17 protein-coding genes are annotated in these 13907 nt (G+C 40.5%); 15 read left to right on the top strand and 2 right to left on the bottom strand.

The window, feature by feature from the left end; translation table 11 throughout:
- The first annotated feature begins 204 nt into the window (after positions 1-204).
- The 7 genes from C6Y01_RS07725 to C6Y01_RS07695 all read left to right on the top strand — a co-directional run bounded on the left by C6Y01_RS07725 (position 205) and on the right by C6Y01_RS07695 (position 7376).
- Positions 205-870, top strand: coding sequence for an O-methyltransferase (locus C6Y01_RS07725; protein ID WP_034661491.1), 666 nt, complete (start codon positions 205-207; stop codon positions 868-870).
- Positions 867-1796 (top strand): peptidase U32 family protein, encoded by a 930-nt coding sequence (locus C6Y01_RS07720; protein WP_106038016.1) that lies wholly within the window; start codon positions 867-869, stop codon positions 1794-1796. Before C6Y01_RS07725 ends, C6Y01_RS07720 begins: the two co-directional genes overlap by 4 nt.
- A gap of 20 nt (positions 1797-1816) precedes the next feature.
- Positions 1817-3085: a peptidase U32 family protein gene (locus C6Y01_RS07715; RefSeq protein WP_095285496.1), complete on the top strand. Its 1269-nt coding sequence runs from the start codon at positions 1817-1819 to the stop codon at positions 3083-3085.
- A gap of 7 nt (positions 3086-3092) precedes the next feature.
- On the top strand, positions 3093-3725 hold the full coding sequence (udk, locus tag C6Y01_RS07710; RefSeq protein ID WP_024423106.1) for a uridine kinase: 633 nt from the start codon (positions 3093-3095) through the stop codon (positions 3723-3725).
- A 652-nt stretch (positions 3726-4377) separates the two neighbouring features.
- On the top strand, positions 4378-4851 hold the full coding sequence (gene greA / locus C6Y01_RS07705) for a transcription elongation factor GreA (protein ID WP_007501433.1): 474 nt from the start codon (positions 4378-4380) through the stop codon (positions 4849-4851).
- A gap of 50 nt (positions 4852-4901) precedes the next feature.
- Entirely contained in the window at positions 4902-6644 is a 1743-nt protein-coding gene (locus C6Y01_RS07700) for a peptidoglycan D,D-transpeptidase FtsI family protein (RefSeq protein WP_095285495.1), read from the top strand.
- A 66-nt stretch (positions 6645-6710) separates the two neighbouring features.
- The gene (locus C6Y01_RS07695; protein WP_106038015.1) at positions 6711-7376 is read left to right on the top strand and encodes a YrrS family protein; all 666 of its coding nucleotides are present in this window, start codon (positions 6711-6713) and stop codon (positions 7374-7376) included.
- A gap of 38 nt (positions 7377-7414) precedes the next feature.
- Here the strand turns inward: C6Y01_RS07695 and C6Y01_RS07690 are convergent, their stop codons facing one another.
- Positions 7415-7618 carry a YrzA family protein gene (locus tag C6Y01_RS07690; protein ID WP_034620637.1) on the bottom strand — a complete coding sequence of 68 codons (204 nt, stop codon included), beginning with the start codon at positions 7616-7618 and terminating at the stop codon, positions 7415-7417.
- A gap of 186 nt (positions 7619-7804) precedes the next feature.
- Between C6Y01_RS07690 and C6Y01_RS07685 the strand changes: the two genes are divergently transcribed.
- The 7 genes from C6Y01_RS07685 (at position 7805) to C6Y01_RS18905 (ending at position 12488) form a co-directional block, all read left to right on the top strand.
- Complete coding sequence (locus tag C6Y01_RS07685) at positions 7805-8446, top strand: class I SAM-dependent DNA methyltransferase (protein ID WP_034661480.1); 642 nt, start codon at positions 7805-7807, stop codon at positions 8444-8446.
- A 15-nt stretch (positions 8447-8461) separates the two neighbouring features.
- The gene (gene mtnN, locus C6Y01_RS07680) at positions 8462-9157 is read left to right on the top strand and encodes a 5'-methylthioadenosine/S-adenosylhomocysteine nucleosidase (RefSeq protein WP_034661478.1); all 696 of its coding nucleotides are present in this window, start codon (positions 8462-8464) and stop codon (positions 9155-9157) included.
- 46 nt (positions 9158-9203) lie between these two features.
- Positions 9204-10127 (top strand): PLP-dependent cysteine synthase family protein, encoded by a 924-nt coding sequence (locus C6Y01_RS07675; protein ID WP_060596846.1) that lies wholly within the window; start codon positions 9204-9206, stop codon positions 10125-10127.
- A gap of 1 nt (position 10128) precedes the next feature.
- Positions 10129-11277: a bifunctional cystathionine gamma-lyase/homocysteine desulfhydrase gene (locus C6Y01_RS07670; RefSeq protein ID WP_095285494.1), complete on the top strand. Its 1149-nt coding sequence runs from the start codon at positions 10129-10131 to the stop codon at positions 11275-11277.
- Between the two features lie 72 nt (positions 11278-11349).
- Positions 11350-11580 carry a YrhC family protein gene (locus tag C6Y01_RS07665; protein ID WP_041815772.1) on the top strand — a complete coding sequence of 77 codons (231 nt, stop codon included), beginning with the start codon at positions 11350-11352 and terminating at the stop codon, positions 11578-11580.
- A 445-nt stretch (positions 11581-12025) separates the two neighbouring features.
- Entirely contained in the window at positions 12026-12160 is a 135-nt protein-coding gene (locus tag C6Y01_RS07660) for a YrzI family small protein (RefSeq protein WP_008342648.1), read from the top strand.
- Between the two features lie 166 nt (positions 12161-12326).
- The gene (locus C6Y01_RS18905; protein ID WP_212040727.1) at positions 12327-12488 is read left to right on the top strand and encodes a hypothetical protein; all 162 of its coding nucleotides are present in this window, start codon (positions 12327-12329) and stop codon (positions 12486-12488) included.
- A 42-nt stretch (positions 12489-12530) separates the two neighbouring features.
- Here the strand turns inward: C6Y01_RS18905 and C6Y01_RS19365 are convergent, their stop codons facing one another.
- Positions 12531-12656, bottom strand: a complete 126-nt coding sequence (locus C6Y01_RS19365) for a YjcZ family sporulation protein (protein ID WP_080869492.1) — start codon at positions 12654-12656, stop codon at positions 12531-12533.
- Positions 12657-12923: 267 nt separating this feature from the next.
- Here C6Y01_RS19365 and C6Y01_RS07650 point away from each other — a divergent pair, with 267 nt between their 5' ends.
- Positions 12924-13526 carry a class I SAM-dependent methyltransferase gene (locus C6Y01_RS07650; RefSeq protein ID WP_065098495.1) on the top strand — a complete coding sequence of 201 codons (603 nt, stop codon included), beginning with the start codon at positions 12924-12926 and terminating at the stop codon, positions 13524-13526.
- The last annotated feature ends 381 nt before the right edge of the window (positions 13527-13907 follow it).

The raw sequence follows: 13907 nt of genomic DNA, 5'->3' as shown, positions 1-13907 counted from the left end.
GTGAATCGAAAAAGACTGTAGACAATACAAGATTGCCTGCAGTTTTTTTCGTTGGAATATCCATTTTATAGGTTCGCAATTACCACTTCTTTGTGGTAAAATATATCGGGTTGTTTTTACTTAGATGAACGAAAGATTGACGAGAAAGAGAGCTGCAATAGGCAGGACTCTTCTTTTTCAGGTCATGAAGGAGCTAGACAAATAATGACTATCGAAGATGATCAAATCAATGATTATATTGAACATTTAATTCACCCAAGTCCTGATGCAATCGCTCAATTAGAGGTATACGCAAAAGAGCACCATGTGCCAATTATGGAAAAGGTGAGCATCGAACTTTTACTGCAGTTGCTGTCGATGAAAAAGCCGAAGAAAATTCTTGAGGTTGGGACAGCGATTGGCTACTCCGCCATTCGAATGGCGACAGCTCTGCCAGATGCTGAGATTTATACGATTGAGCGAAATGCAAAACGCTATGAAGAGGCGACACGGAACATTGAGGAATTAAAGTTAAAAGAAAGAATACACGTGTTCTTTGGTGATGCCATGGAATCGGCTAAAACAGTCCAAACGATGGCGCCCTATGATGTGATCTTTATTGATGCCGCAAAAGGGCAGTACAAACGTTTTTTTGAGCTGTTTGAACCGATGCTTGCTCATGACGGAATGATTATTACAGACAACGTATTATTCAAAGGCTTAGTGGCAACGAACTATGAAGAAGAAATAGAAGATAAAAGAAAAAAACAATTAATTGGAAAAATTGATCGATACAATCAATGGCTTATGTCAAACCCCGATTTCCAAACGTGTATTATTCCAGTTGGAGACGGGATCGCCATTAGTACTAAAAGAGGTGACCAATCATGAAAAAACCAGAATTGCTTGTGACGCCAAGCAAGGTGTCAGATGTACTGCCATTAATTGAGGCGGGAGCTGATGCATTCTTAATAGGCGAACAAACATACGGTATTCGTCTTGCAGGCGAGTTTTCAAGAGAAGATGTGAAACAGGCGGTTGAGCTGGCACATGCGCATCACAAAAAAGTGTATGTGGCGATGAACGCGATTTTTCATAATGACCGTGTGCAGCTGCTTGGAGATTATTTAACCTTTCTCGATGCATTAAACGTAGATGGCGTCGTCTTTGGAGACCCAGCAGTGATCATGGCCGCAAAGGAAACTGGGGTGAGCCTGAATCTCCACTGGAGTACAGAAACGACTGGGACAAACTATTACACTTGTAACTACTGGGGCAGAAAAGGCGCAACGCGTGCTGTTCTTGCTAAAGAGCTGAACATGGACAGTGTAATCGACATTAAAGAAAATGCTGAGGTGGAAATCGAAATTCAAGTTCATGGCATGACATGTATGTTTCAATCGAAACGTACGCTCATTGGCAACTACTTTGAATACCAAGGCAAACAAATGGACGTTGAAGGCAGAAATATGGAGGAAGGACTATTCCTTCATGACCAGGAACGTCAAAACAAATACCCTATTTTCGAGGATGCAAACGGCACACATATTATGAGTCCTAATGATGTGTGTATGATTGACGAATTAGAAGAATTTGTTGACGCAGGCATTGACTCTTTTAAAATTGACGGAATTTTAAAGTCACTTTCTTATATGACAGAGGTGACGTCACTATATAGAAAAGCAATTGATTTATTAGTGGCTGACAAAGACGCCTATGAAGATCAGAAAGAGGACTGGGTGAAGCGGATTGAAGAGATTCAGCCAGTGAATCGTTCAATTGATACAGGGTTCTTCTTTAAAGAAACGGTTTATTAATATAAGAGGAGGCAGAGGAAATGGCACTATTGAAAGATGGTATTTCTGAAATGATTGACGGGAAACGCGTCATTACAAAAAAACCAGAACTGCTTGCACCAGCAGGAAACTTGGAAAAGCTGAAAATTGCTGTACATTACGGAGCAGACGCGGTCTTTATTGGCGGGAAAGAATTTGGACTTCGCTCAAATGCCGATAACTTTTCAATTGAAGAAATGGCTGAAGGCGTCGCATTTGCAAACAAATACGGTGCACGAATTTATGTGACAACGAATATCTTTGCCCACAACGAAAACATGGACGGACTTGAGGAATACCTTCAAGGGATTGAAGGCGCTGGAGTAGCGGGCATTATTGTGGCTGACCCGCTGATCATTGAAACGTGTAAACGTGTCGCACCGAAGCTTGAAGTCCATTTAAGCACACAGCAATCTCTTTCGAATTGGAAAGCTGTTCAGTTTTGGAAGGAAGAAGGTCTTGAGCGTGTGGTGCTTGCTCGCGAGACAAGTGCGCTGGAAATTAGAGAAATGAAAGAAAAGGTCGATATTGAAATTGAAACGTTCATTCACGGTGCAATGTGTATTGCTTACTCTGGCCGCTGCGTGCTCAGTAACCACATGACGGCAAGAGATTCTAACCGCGGAGGCTGCTGCCAGTCCTGCCGCTGGGATTATGATCTTTATAAACTAGAAGGTTCTGAGGAAGCGCCATTGTTTGGAGAGGAAGACGCACCATTTGCGATGAGTCCAAAAGACTTAAAGCTTGTCGAATCCATTCCTCAAATGATCGAAATGGGAATTGACAGCTTGAAAATCGAAGGGCGAATGAAATCAATTCATTATGTGGCAACTGTCGTGAGTGTATATCGCAAAGTCATTGACGCCTATTGTGCTGACCCGGACAATTTTGTCATTCAGCAGGAATGGTTAGATGAACTAGATAAATGCGCAAACCGTGACACAGCGCCAGCCTTTTTCGAAGGTGTACCAGGAACGGATGAACAAATGTTTGGCATTCATGGAAAGAAAACGACATTTGATTTCGCAGGTCTCGTTCTTCATTATGATGAAAAAGAACAAATCGTCACATTGCAGCAGCGCAACTTCTTTAAAGCTGGCGATGAAGTCGAATTTTTCGGACCAGAAATTGAGAATTTCACATGCAATATTGAGACGATTTGGGATGAAAAAGGAAATGAACTAGATGCCGCTCGTCATCCGCTGCAAATCGTAAAATTCAAGCTCGATCAAAAAGTATACCCTAGCAACATGATGAGAAAGGGGAAATAACAGGCACATGAGGAGTAAACCAGTTGTCATTGGAATTGCTGGCGGCTCGGGTTCAGGTAAAACGAGCGTCACCAATTCGATCTATGAAAAATTTAAAGGACATTCCATCCTCATGCTTCAGCAAGATTTATATTACAAAAATCAAAGTCATATGCCATTTGAAGAGCGCTTGCTTACGAATTATGATCATCCGCTTGCATTCGACAATGACCTGATGTTTGAGCATTTGGAACAGCTCCTAAGGTACGAATCCATTGAAAAACCAATATATGATTTCAAGCTAAACACACGTTCAGAAGAGACTGTCCATGTTGAACCAAAGGATGTCATCATCGTTGAAGGCATCTTTGCACTAGAAGATGAACGTCTAAGAGACTTAATGGATATTAAACTGTATGTCGATACAGATGCAGACCTTCGCATCATTCGCCGCATTTTACGCGATACAAAAGAAAGAGGCCGTTCAATCGATTCTGTGATTGAACAGTATGTATCTGTTGTCAGACCAATGCATAATCAATTCATTGAACCGACAAAGCGATACGCCGATATCATCATCCCAGAAGGCGGCCAAAACCATGTCGCGATTGACTTAATGGTAACAAAAATTCAAACGATTCTTCAAAACCGAGCAGAGTAAATGGTGGAGAAGAAAAAGACCTTTACATTGTAAAGGTCTTTTCAACATCATGATAAAGAGAATAAATACCAATATTTCACTTGTTTCTATAAGTAGAAGCTGCTTAAATATTTTTAGAAGGAACACCTTGAATGAAAGATTTGGTATGATAGGAAAACAATGATGTGAAATAGATGTAGAAAAATGCCGTTTTCAAGCTGAATATTGAAGTTGTTTCGATTTTGTAATAGTATATTAAAAAAACGACAAACAAATCATCACAAATTTTCAAACAATTCTTGATCAAAAAGCAATTTTGTAATAATATAGCATAGACATATCGTACACTGACCATATTATGTATTGGAAGATGGAGAATGGATAAGCTATTCTTCTACATATGATCGAAATGGCGAACGAGGTACAGGAGCTTCCTGTGCCTTTCCACAGTTTGTGCGATGAAGATAGATCATCTTTAGACCACTGAGAGTGGTTCTGTCTGAAAAAAGGCCTAATAGTTGCATCTAAAAGGGACGCCATGTAAGATGGACTTTTACAAATATGGGACAGAAGGAATGAGGGCCTGAAGAAGTCCTCATTCTTGTATATTTCAGTCGTCACTCACGTGCAGAAAGTTTGTATGATGAGGATTAATAGAAGGAGTGAATGATTCATGGCACAAGAGAAAGTATTTCCAATGACAGAAGAAGGAAAACGTAAATTAGAAGAAGAGCTTGAATATTTGAAAACGGTTAAACGTAAAGAGGTTGTAGAGCGTATTAAAATTGCTAGAAGCTTTGGAGACCTCTCTGAGAACTCGGAATATGATTCTGCTAAAGAAGAGCAAGCGTTTGTAGAAGGCCGTATCACAACGCTTGATAATATGATTCGCAATGCCAAAATTATCGAAGATGAAGGAAACTCAAATATTGTCTCACTTGGTAAAACAGTCACATTCGTTGAATTACCAGATGGAGAAGAAGAGTCTTACACAATCGTTGGAAGTGCAGAAGCTGATCCGTTCGAAGGAAAAATTTCAAACGATTCACCAATCGCAAAAAGTCTGTTAGGCAAACAAGTAGACGACAAAGTAACCGTTCAAACACCTGGCGGAGAAATGTTCGTCCAAATTGTAAAAATTTCATAATCACGTTTATACGATAAACACCTCGTCCACAATAGGGACGAGGTGTTTTTATGCGCAAAAAACGTAGAATTCAATGGACAGGTGCTATTATTTTTATGCTGCTGCTCGGTCTTCTCATGAGACTGGCAGAAATTCAACTGTTTTTCACAGAATCTTTTTCAAAGCTTGATATCAATTTAATACAAGAAAGTGTCAAACAGCGTACAGAAGAAGTGGTCATTTCAGATGGCCGCGGTGAATTTTTAGATCGAAACGGCGAAGCGCTTCTCACAAAAGAACAGCCCGCGGTTATCTTATTTCCTTTTCTGCAATATGATCTTCCTCATTTAAAACAAACCGCCTCTATTCTCGAGATGGAAGAAGATGAACTCAAAAAACAGCTGACAGAAACCAAAAAACCTCTGATTCTCAAAGATGACATCACGAAAAAAAAGCTGAAAGACATCAATGATATGAAATATTCAGGTGTTTACGGCGTATATATGAAAGAGAAGGACAAAAAAAGACTTGCCCTTCACACATTAGGCTTCACGAGTGAAAATCCAGAATTGCTCAGAAAGCGTTATCCTGACAAAAAAGAGCTTTCCATCCGTACAGAAATCGGTACTTTTGGGCTGGAAAGTACCTTTGACGAATTTCTATTACCCGAGCAAGACACAAAATTGTTATATCATGTGGACGGAAGGGGAAACCCTTTGTTTGGAATGGACGTCAAATATACAGCAGAGGCTCATTCATTTTATCCTCTTCAGGTTCAAACAACAATTGATGAAAACATGCAAGCTGAAATGGAGAAAGTTCTGAAAGAACAAGGAGTCGAAAAAGGCGGGGCCGTTCTGCTCGACATTGAAAGCAGCAGCGTGCTGGCGATGGCGAGTACGCCAAATGTCACAAGCAAAAACCGGCATGAGGCAAGAAATTATATGCTGACTGCCATGGCACCAGGCTCTGTCTTTAAAACCGCTGTACTTGCCGCAGCAATCGAAAAAAACCTCGACCAGCCACAAACGATGTATGACTGTCGAAAGAATTTATATGGAGAGCCAGAAGGAACGCAGGAAGTGCTGAATCTGTCTGAGAGCTTTTCGCAGAGCTGTAATTATACCTTTGCGACACTTGCTGGCAAGCTTATCCAAACAGATGATCAAATCATCGAAAAGACGGCTGCAAAGCTTGGACTCATTGATCGAGCTGGCTGGGAAGGGGATGTCTATCATAAGCAGCATTTCAAACAGTTTGATCGTGAAGAAACCGGCAGTGTGTGGGGAGATAAAAGAGACAAGCATGTCAAAAAAGCCATTGCCCAAACCGCAATAGGACAAAAAAATGTCAAAACGACTCCTTTGCAAATCGCCAATATGATGGCATCGATTGCGAGAGGAGGAGAACGAAAAGAAGTGAAAATCGCTGAAAAAGTGCTGTATCAAAACGGAACAACGATGCTAACCTTTCAAAACAAACGACCGGAAGGAGACAGTATTGACCGCTATACAGCTCAAAAGCTGCAAAAGTACTTAAGGCAGGTGGTGACGTCTGACAAAGGAACAGGAAGAAGGTTTCAAGATCTTCCATTTGATGTAGCGGGGAAATCAGGCACTGCCCAAACCGGCAGTAAAGATAAAAAGGGGAATCCGCTTTATCATAAGTGGTTTGCTGGGTACTTTCCGGTGGAAAAACCAAAATATGCTCTTGTCGTTGTTCACCTTGATGAGGCAAGTGGCCGGGCTAAGACAAATGATGCGTTTTATGATATTGTAAAAAAGGTCAATGAAATTGAAAAGAAACAGACATAGAACATCCCTTCATGTCATGTTAGAATAGTAACGACTTAGGGAACGAGGCAAAGGAGTGCAGAGATTTTGAGTAGAAATTCTCGATTTGAACATCGTGATAAGCGCAGAAAGGCGAATATGGTGCTTAACATATTAATTGGTATCGTTGTGGTGCTTATTTTGGTTGTCGCATCGAGTTTGTTAATTTTTAATAAACCGAAAGATACAGATGTAGCGAAAGAACCATCAAAAACGGCGCCTGCAACAAGTGAAAATAAACAAAACTCAGAAGAAGATGTGAAAGATCAAAAGAAAGACACATCCGATGATTCAGATGCAAAAAAAGAGGACTCATCTGATCAAGACGACGATACGAAGAAGACAGATGATGAAGAAGAGCCTAATAAAGATGCGTTAAAAGACGCCAAAGAAACAGACGGCGGCAAAACGAGTGACGTAGACAAAACATATGAAAGCGATGACTGGGAGCCTGTAGGAACAGAGCAATCCGGTTCACATACAGCAACCTATGATTCTAACTCAAAAGACTGGAAAGAAATGATCAAAGCCATGTCCTATGCGACGGGGATTTCAGAAGATCAAATGACGGTTCTTTGGTTAGGAAATAACGGAGGTCCTCAAGATGCAAAGGGAACCATCCGTGACAAATCATCAGGTAAACGCTACCGCGTGGAAATCACATGGGTAGATGAAAAAGGCTGGAAACCTGTAAAGGTTGAAAAATTAAAATAAACATGAAAAAAAGATAGCAGATATGCTATCTTTTTTATTTAGATATTCGCCTTAAAATGAACAACCGCTGTATACAAAATCCGGTCATCAATCACAGTCGTTTGATGACTGACAGAATGAACAGTCAGCAAGATTGCCTGATTATGTTCAATTTGTTTTTGGATCTTTTGTTCAAGTTCTTTTAAAGACGATGCTTCAAAGAATTCAATTTTATCCTTTAGAAAATCCAACTGAAAATCCATTTGATTCACCCCTCCATACTCTCCATTCATCTTAATCTCTCGCCTCTAAAAGGGCAAATATTTTTCTACCCCTCCCAGTATTTTTTAGTAGGAAAGAAACAGAAGATGTGGTAGGATAAGAACTGTTCGACGAATTAAAGCATACTATACGCATAGGAATAAATAGATAAAGTGGAGGGAAAGAAAATGGGACGTGAGTTTCTTTCTTTATTTGATCATTGGGCTGAGTCTTATGACGACACGGTAAGTGGTCATGACGAGCAGTATGAAGAAGTGTTTCGCCGGTATCCGGCCATTTTAAAAGAGATTGTAGAACGTTCAGGTCAATATGTCCTTGAGTTTGGAAGCGGCACGGGGAATCTAACAGTGGCACTGCTTGCAGCTGATAAGAACGTGTTTGGTGTTGAACCATCAGACGCCATGAAGAAAGCGGCTCTTCAAAAGGGAGTACCCGATGTGTTTCATGATGGGGATTTTTTATCATTTCCAGCACTGCCATTTGAGCCGGATACGATTGTCAGTTCATATGCTTTCCACCATTTAACGGACGAAGAAAAAAAACAAGCCATTCACACCTATAGCAACATCCTTCACTCAGATGGTAAAATAGTCTTTGCTGATACAATGTTTCAAAATCAAGCTGCACATCAAGCGGAAATCGACAAAGCGAAAGCCGCAGGATTCGATCAGCTTGCTGAGGATTTAGAAACGGAATATTATCCATCCATTGATGTGCTAAAACAAATCTTTGAAGAAGAAGGTTTTAGCACGTCCTTTCATCAAATGAATGATTTTGTTTGGATCGTAGAAGCGAAGAAAAGGGAATGAAAGGATGTTTTTGATTTGAAAATCGCAGTCATAGGTGCAATGGAAGAAGAAGTGACAATATTAAGAGATCAACTAAAGAATGCTACACAAGAAAACATCGCTGGGTGTGAATTCACAACAGGTGTTTATGAAGATAAAGAAGTGATTTTATTAAAATCAGGGATTGGAAAAGTAAATGCAGCGGTCAGCACAACACTTCTGCTTGACCGCTTTCAGCCGGATTATGTGATCAATACAGGATCTGCTGGCGGTTTCCATCACACATTAAATGTAGGGGATATTGTCATTTCTACTGATGTTCGACATCATGATGTGGATGTGACAATCTTTGATTACGAATACGGACAAGTACCAGGGTTGCCAGCTGCTTTCGCTGCAGACGAAAAGCTTGTGAAGCTGGCAGAGGAATCGGCTTTAGAGATCGATCATATTCAAGTGGCAAAAGGAACAATTGCAACAGGAGATTCGTTTATGAATGATCCGGATCGTGTAGCGTTTGTGAGAGAGAAGTTTCCAGAACTATATGCGGTGGAAATGGAAGCCGCAGCTGTTGCACAAGTTTGCCAGCTCTTTGGAACGCCATTTGTTGTCGTTCGAGCGTTATCTGATATTGCAGGGAAAGAATCCAATGTCTCCTTTGATCAATTTCTTGAGCAAGCAGCGATTCACTCAACCGACCTTGTCTTGCGTATGATAAAGCAAACTCAATAAAAGAAGGGGTTCCCCCTTCTTTTCCATACAAAGGAAGGGAAATCATATGGCTGTCATAAAGGATATTACAGAATTAATTGGCCGCACACCGCTTTTAAAGCTGTCAGGGATTGGCATCCCAGATGGTGTAGAGGTGTATGCAAAGCTTGAAATGATGAATCCGGGTGGAAGTATTAAAGATCGTTTAGGTGATATGCTCATAAGAGAAGCATTGGCATCTGGCAAATTGCGTCCAGGCGGAACCATCATTGAAGCAACTGCTGGAAACACAGGAATTGGGCTTGCCCTCAGTGCAAGAAAGCATCAATTGCGGACCATTTTTTGCGTACCAGAACATTTTAGTCAAGAAAAACAACAGCTAATGAAGGCGCTCGGTGCAGAGATTATTCATACACCAAGAAAAGAGGGCATGAAAGGTGCGATTGATCGAGCCCTTGAACTAGAGGCAAGCCTTGACAATGCCTATTGCGTTTTACAATTTAAAAACCAAGTAAATCCATTGACTTACTATAAAACGCTTGGCCCAGAGTTATGGTCCGACCTACAAGGAAACATTGATGTATTCGTAGCAGGAGCGGGATCTGGAGGAACTTTTCAAGGGTGTGCTGCCTATTTAAAAGAGCAGCATCCGGCGTTAAAAACAATTGTTGTCGAACCTGAAGGATCGATTTTAAATGGAGGAGATCCGGGCCCGCATAGAACGGAAGGAATCGGCCTTGAATTTATCCCAGATTATATGGAATCTGCTTTATTCGATGAGATTTATACGGTCAGTGATGATGATGCTTTCCAAATGGTGAAAGAAGCTGCTGAAAAAGAAGGCGTTCTCATTGGAAGCTCTTCAGGTGCCGCATTATATGCCGCTTTAGAGGAAGCAAAGAAGGCAGCACCTGGGACAGTCATTGTCACCATTTTTCCTGACAGCAGTGAACGCTATTTAAGTAAAGGAATTTATGAGGGAGGAAAATAGAATGAAACCAAAAACAATGATGATACACAGCGGAACAACTGGTGATGAAAAAACGGGAGCTGTGTCTGTGCCTATATATCAAGTGAGCACATATAAGCAGCCGAAAGCAGGCGAACATACAGGATATGAATATTCTAGAACAGCGAATCCAACAAGAACGGCACTTGAAACCGTCATTCGTGATCTTGAAGGGGGAGCAAACGGCTACGCATTCGGTTCAGGGATGGCTGCCATTACGGCAGTCATGATGCTGTTTAACAGCGGAGATCATATTGTCCTGACAGATGACGTGTACGGCGGAACTTACCGCGTCATTACAAAGGTACTAAACCGTATTGGCATTCATGCGACCTTCGTGGACACAAGTGATCCTGAAGCGGTGAAAAAAGCAATTTTACCCGAAACAAAAGCGGTTTACATTGAATCACCAACCAATCCTTTACTGAAAATGACTGATCTCAAAGCGATCGGCCAATTGACAAAAGAAGCCAACATCTTAATGATTGTTGATAATACATTTTTTACACCTTATTTCCAAAAACCGATTGAATATGGGGCGGACATTGTCCTCCATAGTGCCACTAAATATTTAGGCGGCCACAGTGATGTCGTAGGCGGGCTTGTTGTAACAGCGACGAAAGAGCTTGGAGAAGAACTTCATTTTGTTCAAAATTCTACAGGTGGAATTCTTGGACCGCAGGATTCATGGCTTCTCATGAGAGGGATCAAAACGCTTGGACTAAGAATGGAAGCACATCAACAAAATGCGCAGAAAATCGCTGAATTTTTAGAACAACATCCAGCGGTCACACGTGTTTATTACCCAGGTCTCGGTGCTCACCCTGGACATGAACTTGCGAAAACGCAAGCATCCGGCTTCGGCGGAATGATCTCTTTTGATATTGGAAAAGAAGAACATGTCGATGTGTTTTTAAGCCAGCTTAAGCTGTTTACAATCGCAGAAAGCCTTGGAGCGGTTGAAAGCTTAATCTCTGTTCCTGCTCGAATGACTCATGTGTCCATTCCGAAAGACCGCCGGGAGGAGCTTGGCATCACTGATGGTTTAATTCGTATATCCGTTGGGATTGAAGATGTGGATGATTTACTGAATGATATGAAGCAAGGACTAAACGCACTAGTGAATGGATAGATTTACATGCCACTACCTTTCTTTTACTATGTTAAGCTATCAATAGACATGTTAAACAGGAAGGTGATTCAAGTGAAGAAAAAGTGGAGTGGTTTAGTGACAGATTACAAGCAGTACGCTTTTATTTTGCTTGCTGTCAGCACCTTTTTATATATTGGTACGATCATACCAAACCAGCACATCGAAGCATCTCCAAAAATGCTGATGATGGGAATTGATTGTGTTTTCTTATTAGCAGCTTTTCTTTGTGTCAGACGCGCGATCTTTTTTCAAAAGAAACTGCAAGAACTAGATGAAGATTAATTCGAAAAGTCTCCTCATATACGTGAGGGGGCTTTTTTGATTGTATTGGACAAACGGACAAGAATAACTGTAGAAATTTAGTCAAAAACACAAAAATCATCTATATTACTAAAAACAGGTTTACAAAATGGTGCTTGCTGGATATACTTACAAAGTAATTAAAAACGTAAAGGAGGCTGAAGAATATGTTATTCGTATCTACTTGTGATCAATTCAACCAACAATTTCATCATGTCATCAGCCTGTGGAAGAGCTCGTGTCCTTCCTTTACCTTATACGGTGCACGCTTCAAAACTGTTTAAGTAAACGAGGATTTCACGCATCATCCATTGCGGGTTGGAAGACATTGTCTTTTGATCTGCATTTTTGTGTGCCCGCAGGTCAACTGATAAAGAAGATCTGCGGGCTATTTCGCATGCTGCGAACTGAAGGGAGGTGAGCGTATATGACAATCCATTTATTCTTTATTACATTGACGATTCAGCGTAAATACAAAGACATTGAGACCGTTCTTTATGAACAACAAGTCGAAACATTTTATGAAGAAATGAAGCAGAAACAACTAAAGTATATGAACTAAAACAGGAAAAGAAAAATTGGAAAAGGAGGAGATTGACATGTTTATGATGCTTGCAATGCTTGATTGTTATACTAGGGAGAAGGACCAGGTTTAGACACGCTCCACATTGATCACCTGCACATATGATATCCGTAAAAGGAGATTGTGAGGTGATCAATGAATGTCGATGTCACCATATATGAGGTTTCCGTCAGTGGGGCACGGGTATACGTCCATTCCGCATTCCTTAAAGCACGGATACGGCAATCCATACCGGATGCAAAGAGAGCAACAAGAAATGCTTAGACGCTATATGTACAATTACAATTATCCAACTTATTGGTATTAAAGAAAAGGAGCAGGAAACGTATTGTTTCCTGCTCCTTTTACATTAGTAAATCCAGCTTGCACCGATGATGATCAACAAAATGAACAGTACAACAAGCAATGCGAATCCGCCTGCAAAACCGCCACCGTAACCACCGCAGTCTCCAGAATAACCGCCACCAAAGCCCATAATCTAGCACCACCTTTATCTAATCAAGATACATTCATAAAATATGCAGCTCATGCAGAAAACGAAATCAATCTGAGCACAATTAATGAAAACGCCTATTCAGATCAAAATTTTTTAAAGTTCTGCGAAACATTTTCTGAAAAGGTGCCGTCTAATCAATGACAACTAATTAGGACTAGGTCTTAAACTTTGTTAGGCGAGAGCCGATATGAAAAGTAAGAAAATTCGTAAATAGTTTTATTTACTGGTGCAAAGCAGGTGTTAACATTGATTCAAAGCTGGATTGGAAAACAAATGAGGGAACCAAAAGGCTTGTTCTCAAAATGGGTTGCCCGCTATATGGAAAAAAATCATCATAATATCAATGAATGGACGATTCAACTCTTAAATATACAAGAAAACGACCGAATTTTAGAAATCGGAACTGGAAGAGGCATGACATTATCGAAGGTAGCAGAAAAACTTGATCGCGGTAAAGTATATGGAGTGGATGCCTCTCGTCATATGATCAAATATGCAAAAAGAAAACATAAGAAGCTTGTAGAACAGGATAAAGCCGTCGTGACTCTTGGTAAAGCTGAGCATTTACCTTTTGAAGACAGATCATTCAATAAATTATTTACGGTACAGACCATCTATTACTTGAAGGATATTGAACAGGTCATGAAGGAAGTGTACCGCGTCCTTCAAGTGGATGGAGAAGTATTCTTATCTTTCCAACAGCAGGAACTGATGAAGGAACAAAAACGGTCACAATCTTTTTCATCGTATAGTGAACAAGAGATCAGCCGCCTATTTTCAGCGTATCACTTTAGAGAAGTTTCGGTTTATCACTATGATACATACATCTGTATCAAAGCGTTAAAATGATGAAAATATTTCCCAGGTAATGAACAAGCATTCAAAAAGAGGCTCTTCGTCAGAGGAGCCTCTTTGCTTACAATTGTACCCGTGATTGATGGGACGCAAAGTTAAAAAAGACTCTTCATCAGAAGAGTCTTTTCAATGTTATGTAGGCGCCAGCCAGGTGTGTAAGGAATGATAGTATATATAAGGAATTTGTTTGTCGATTAAGGATACCTGTCTGGCTTATTTCTTATATCGACACCGTTCTTCAAAAGTTTAGCTTTTTTTTCAATATTTTCTTTTTTATTTGACTGGAAGATACATTTTTCTCTCCCTGATAGACATTTTTCGCTTTTTTTATCTATTGTGCCATTTGAAGCAGGGAATTGCTTCATAAATAGAGAA

Source organism: Bacillus sp. NMCC46 (assembly GCF_002998465.1).
Classification (GTDB): Bacteria; Bacillota; Bacilli; order Bacillales; family Bacillaceae; genus Bacillus.
Note: the sequence above shows the minus strand (reverse complement) of the source record. Positions and strands in the feature narration are given on the sequence as shown.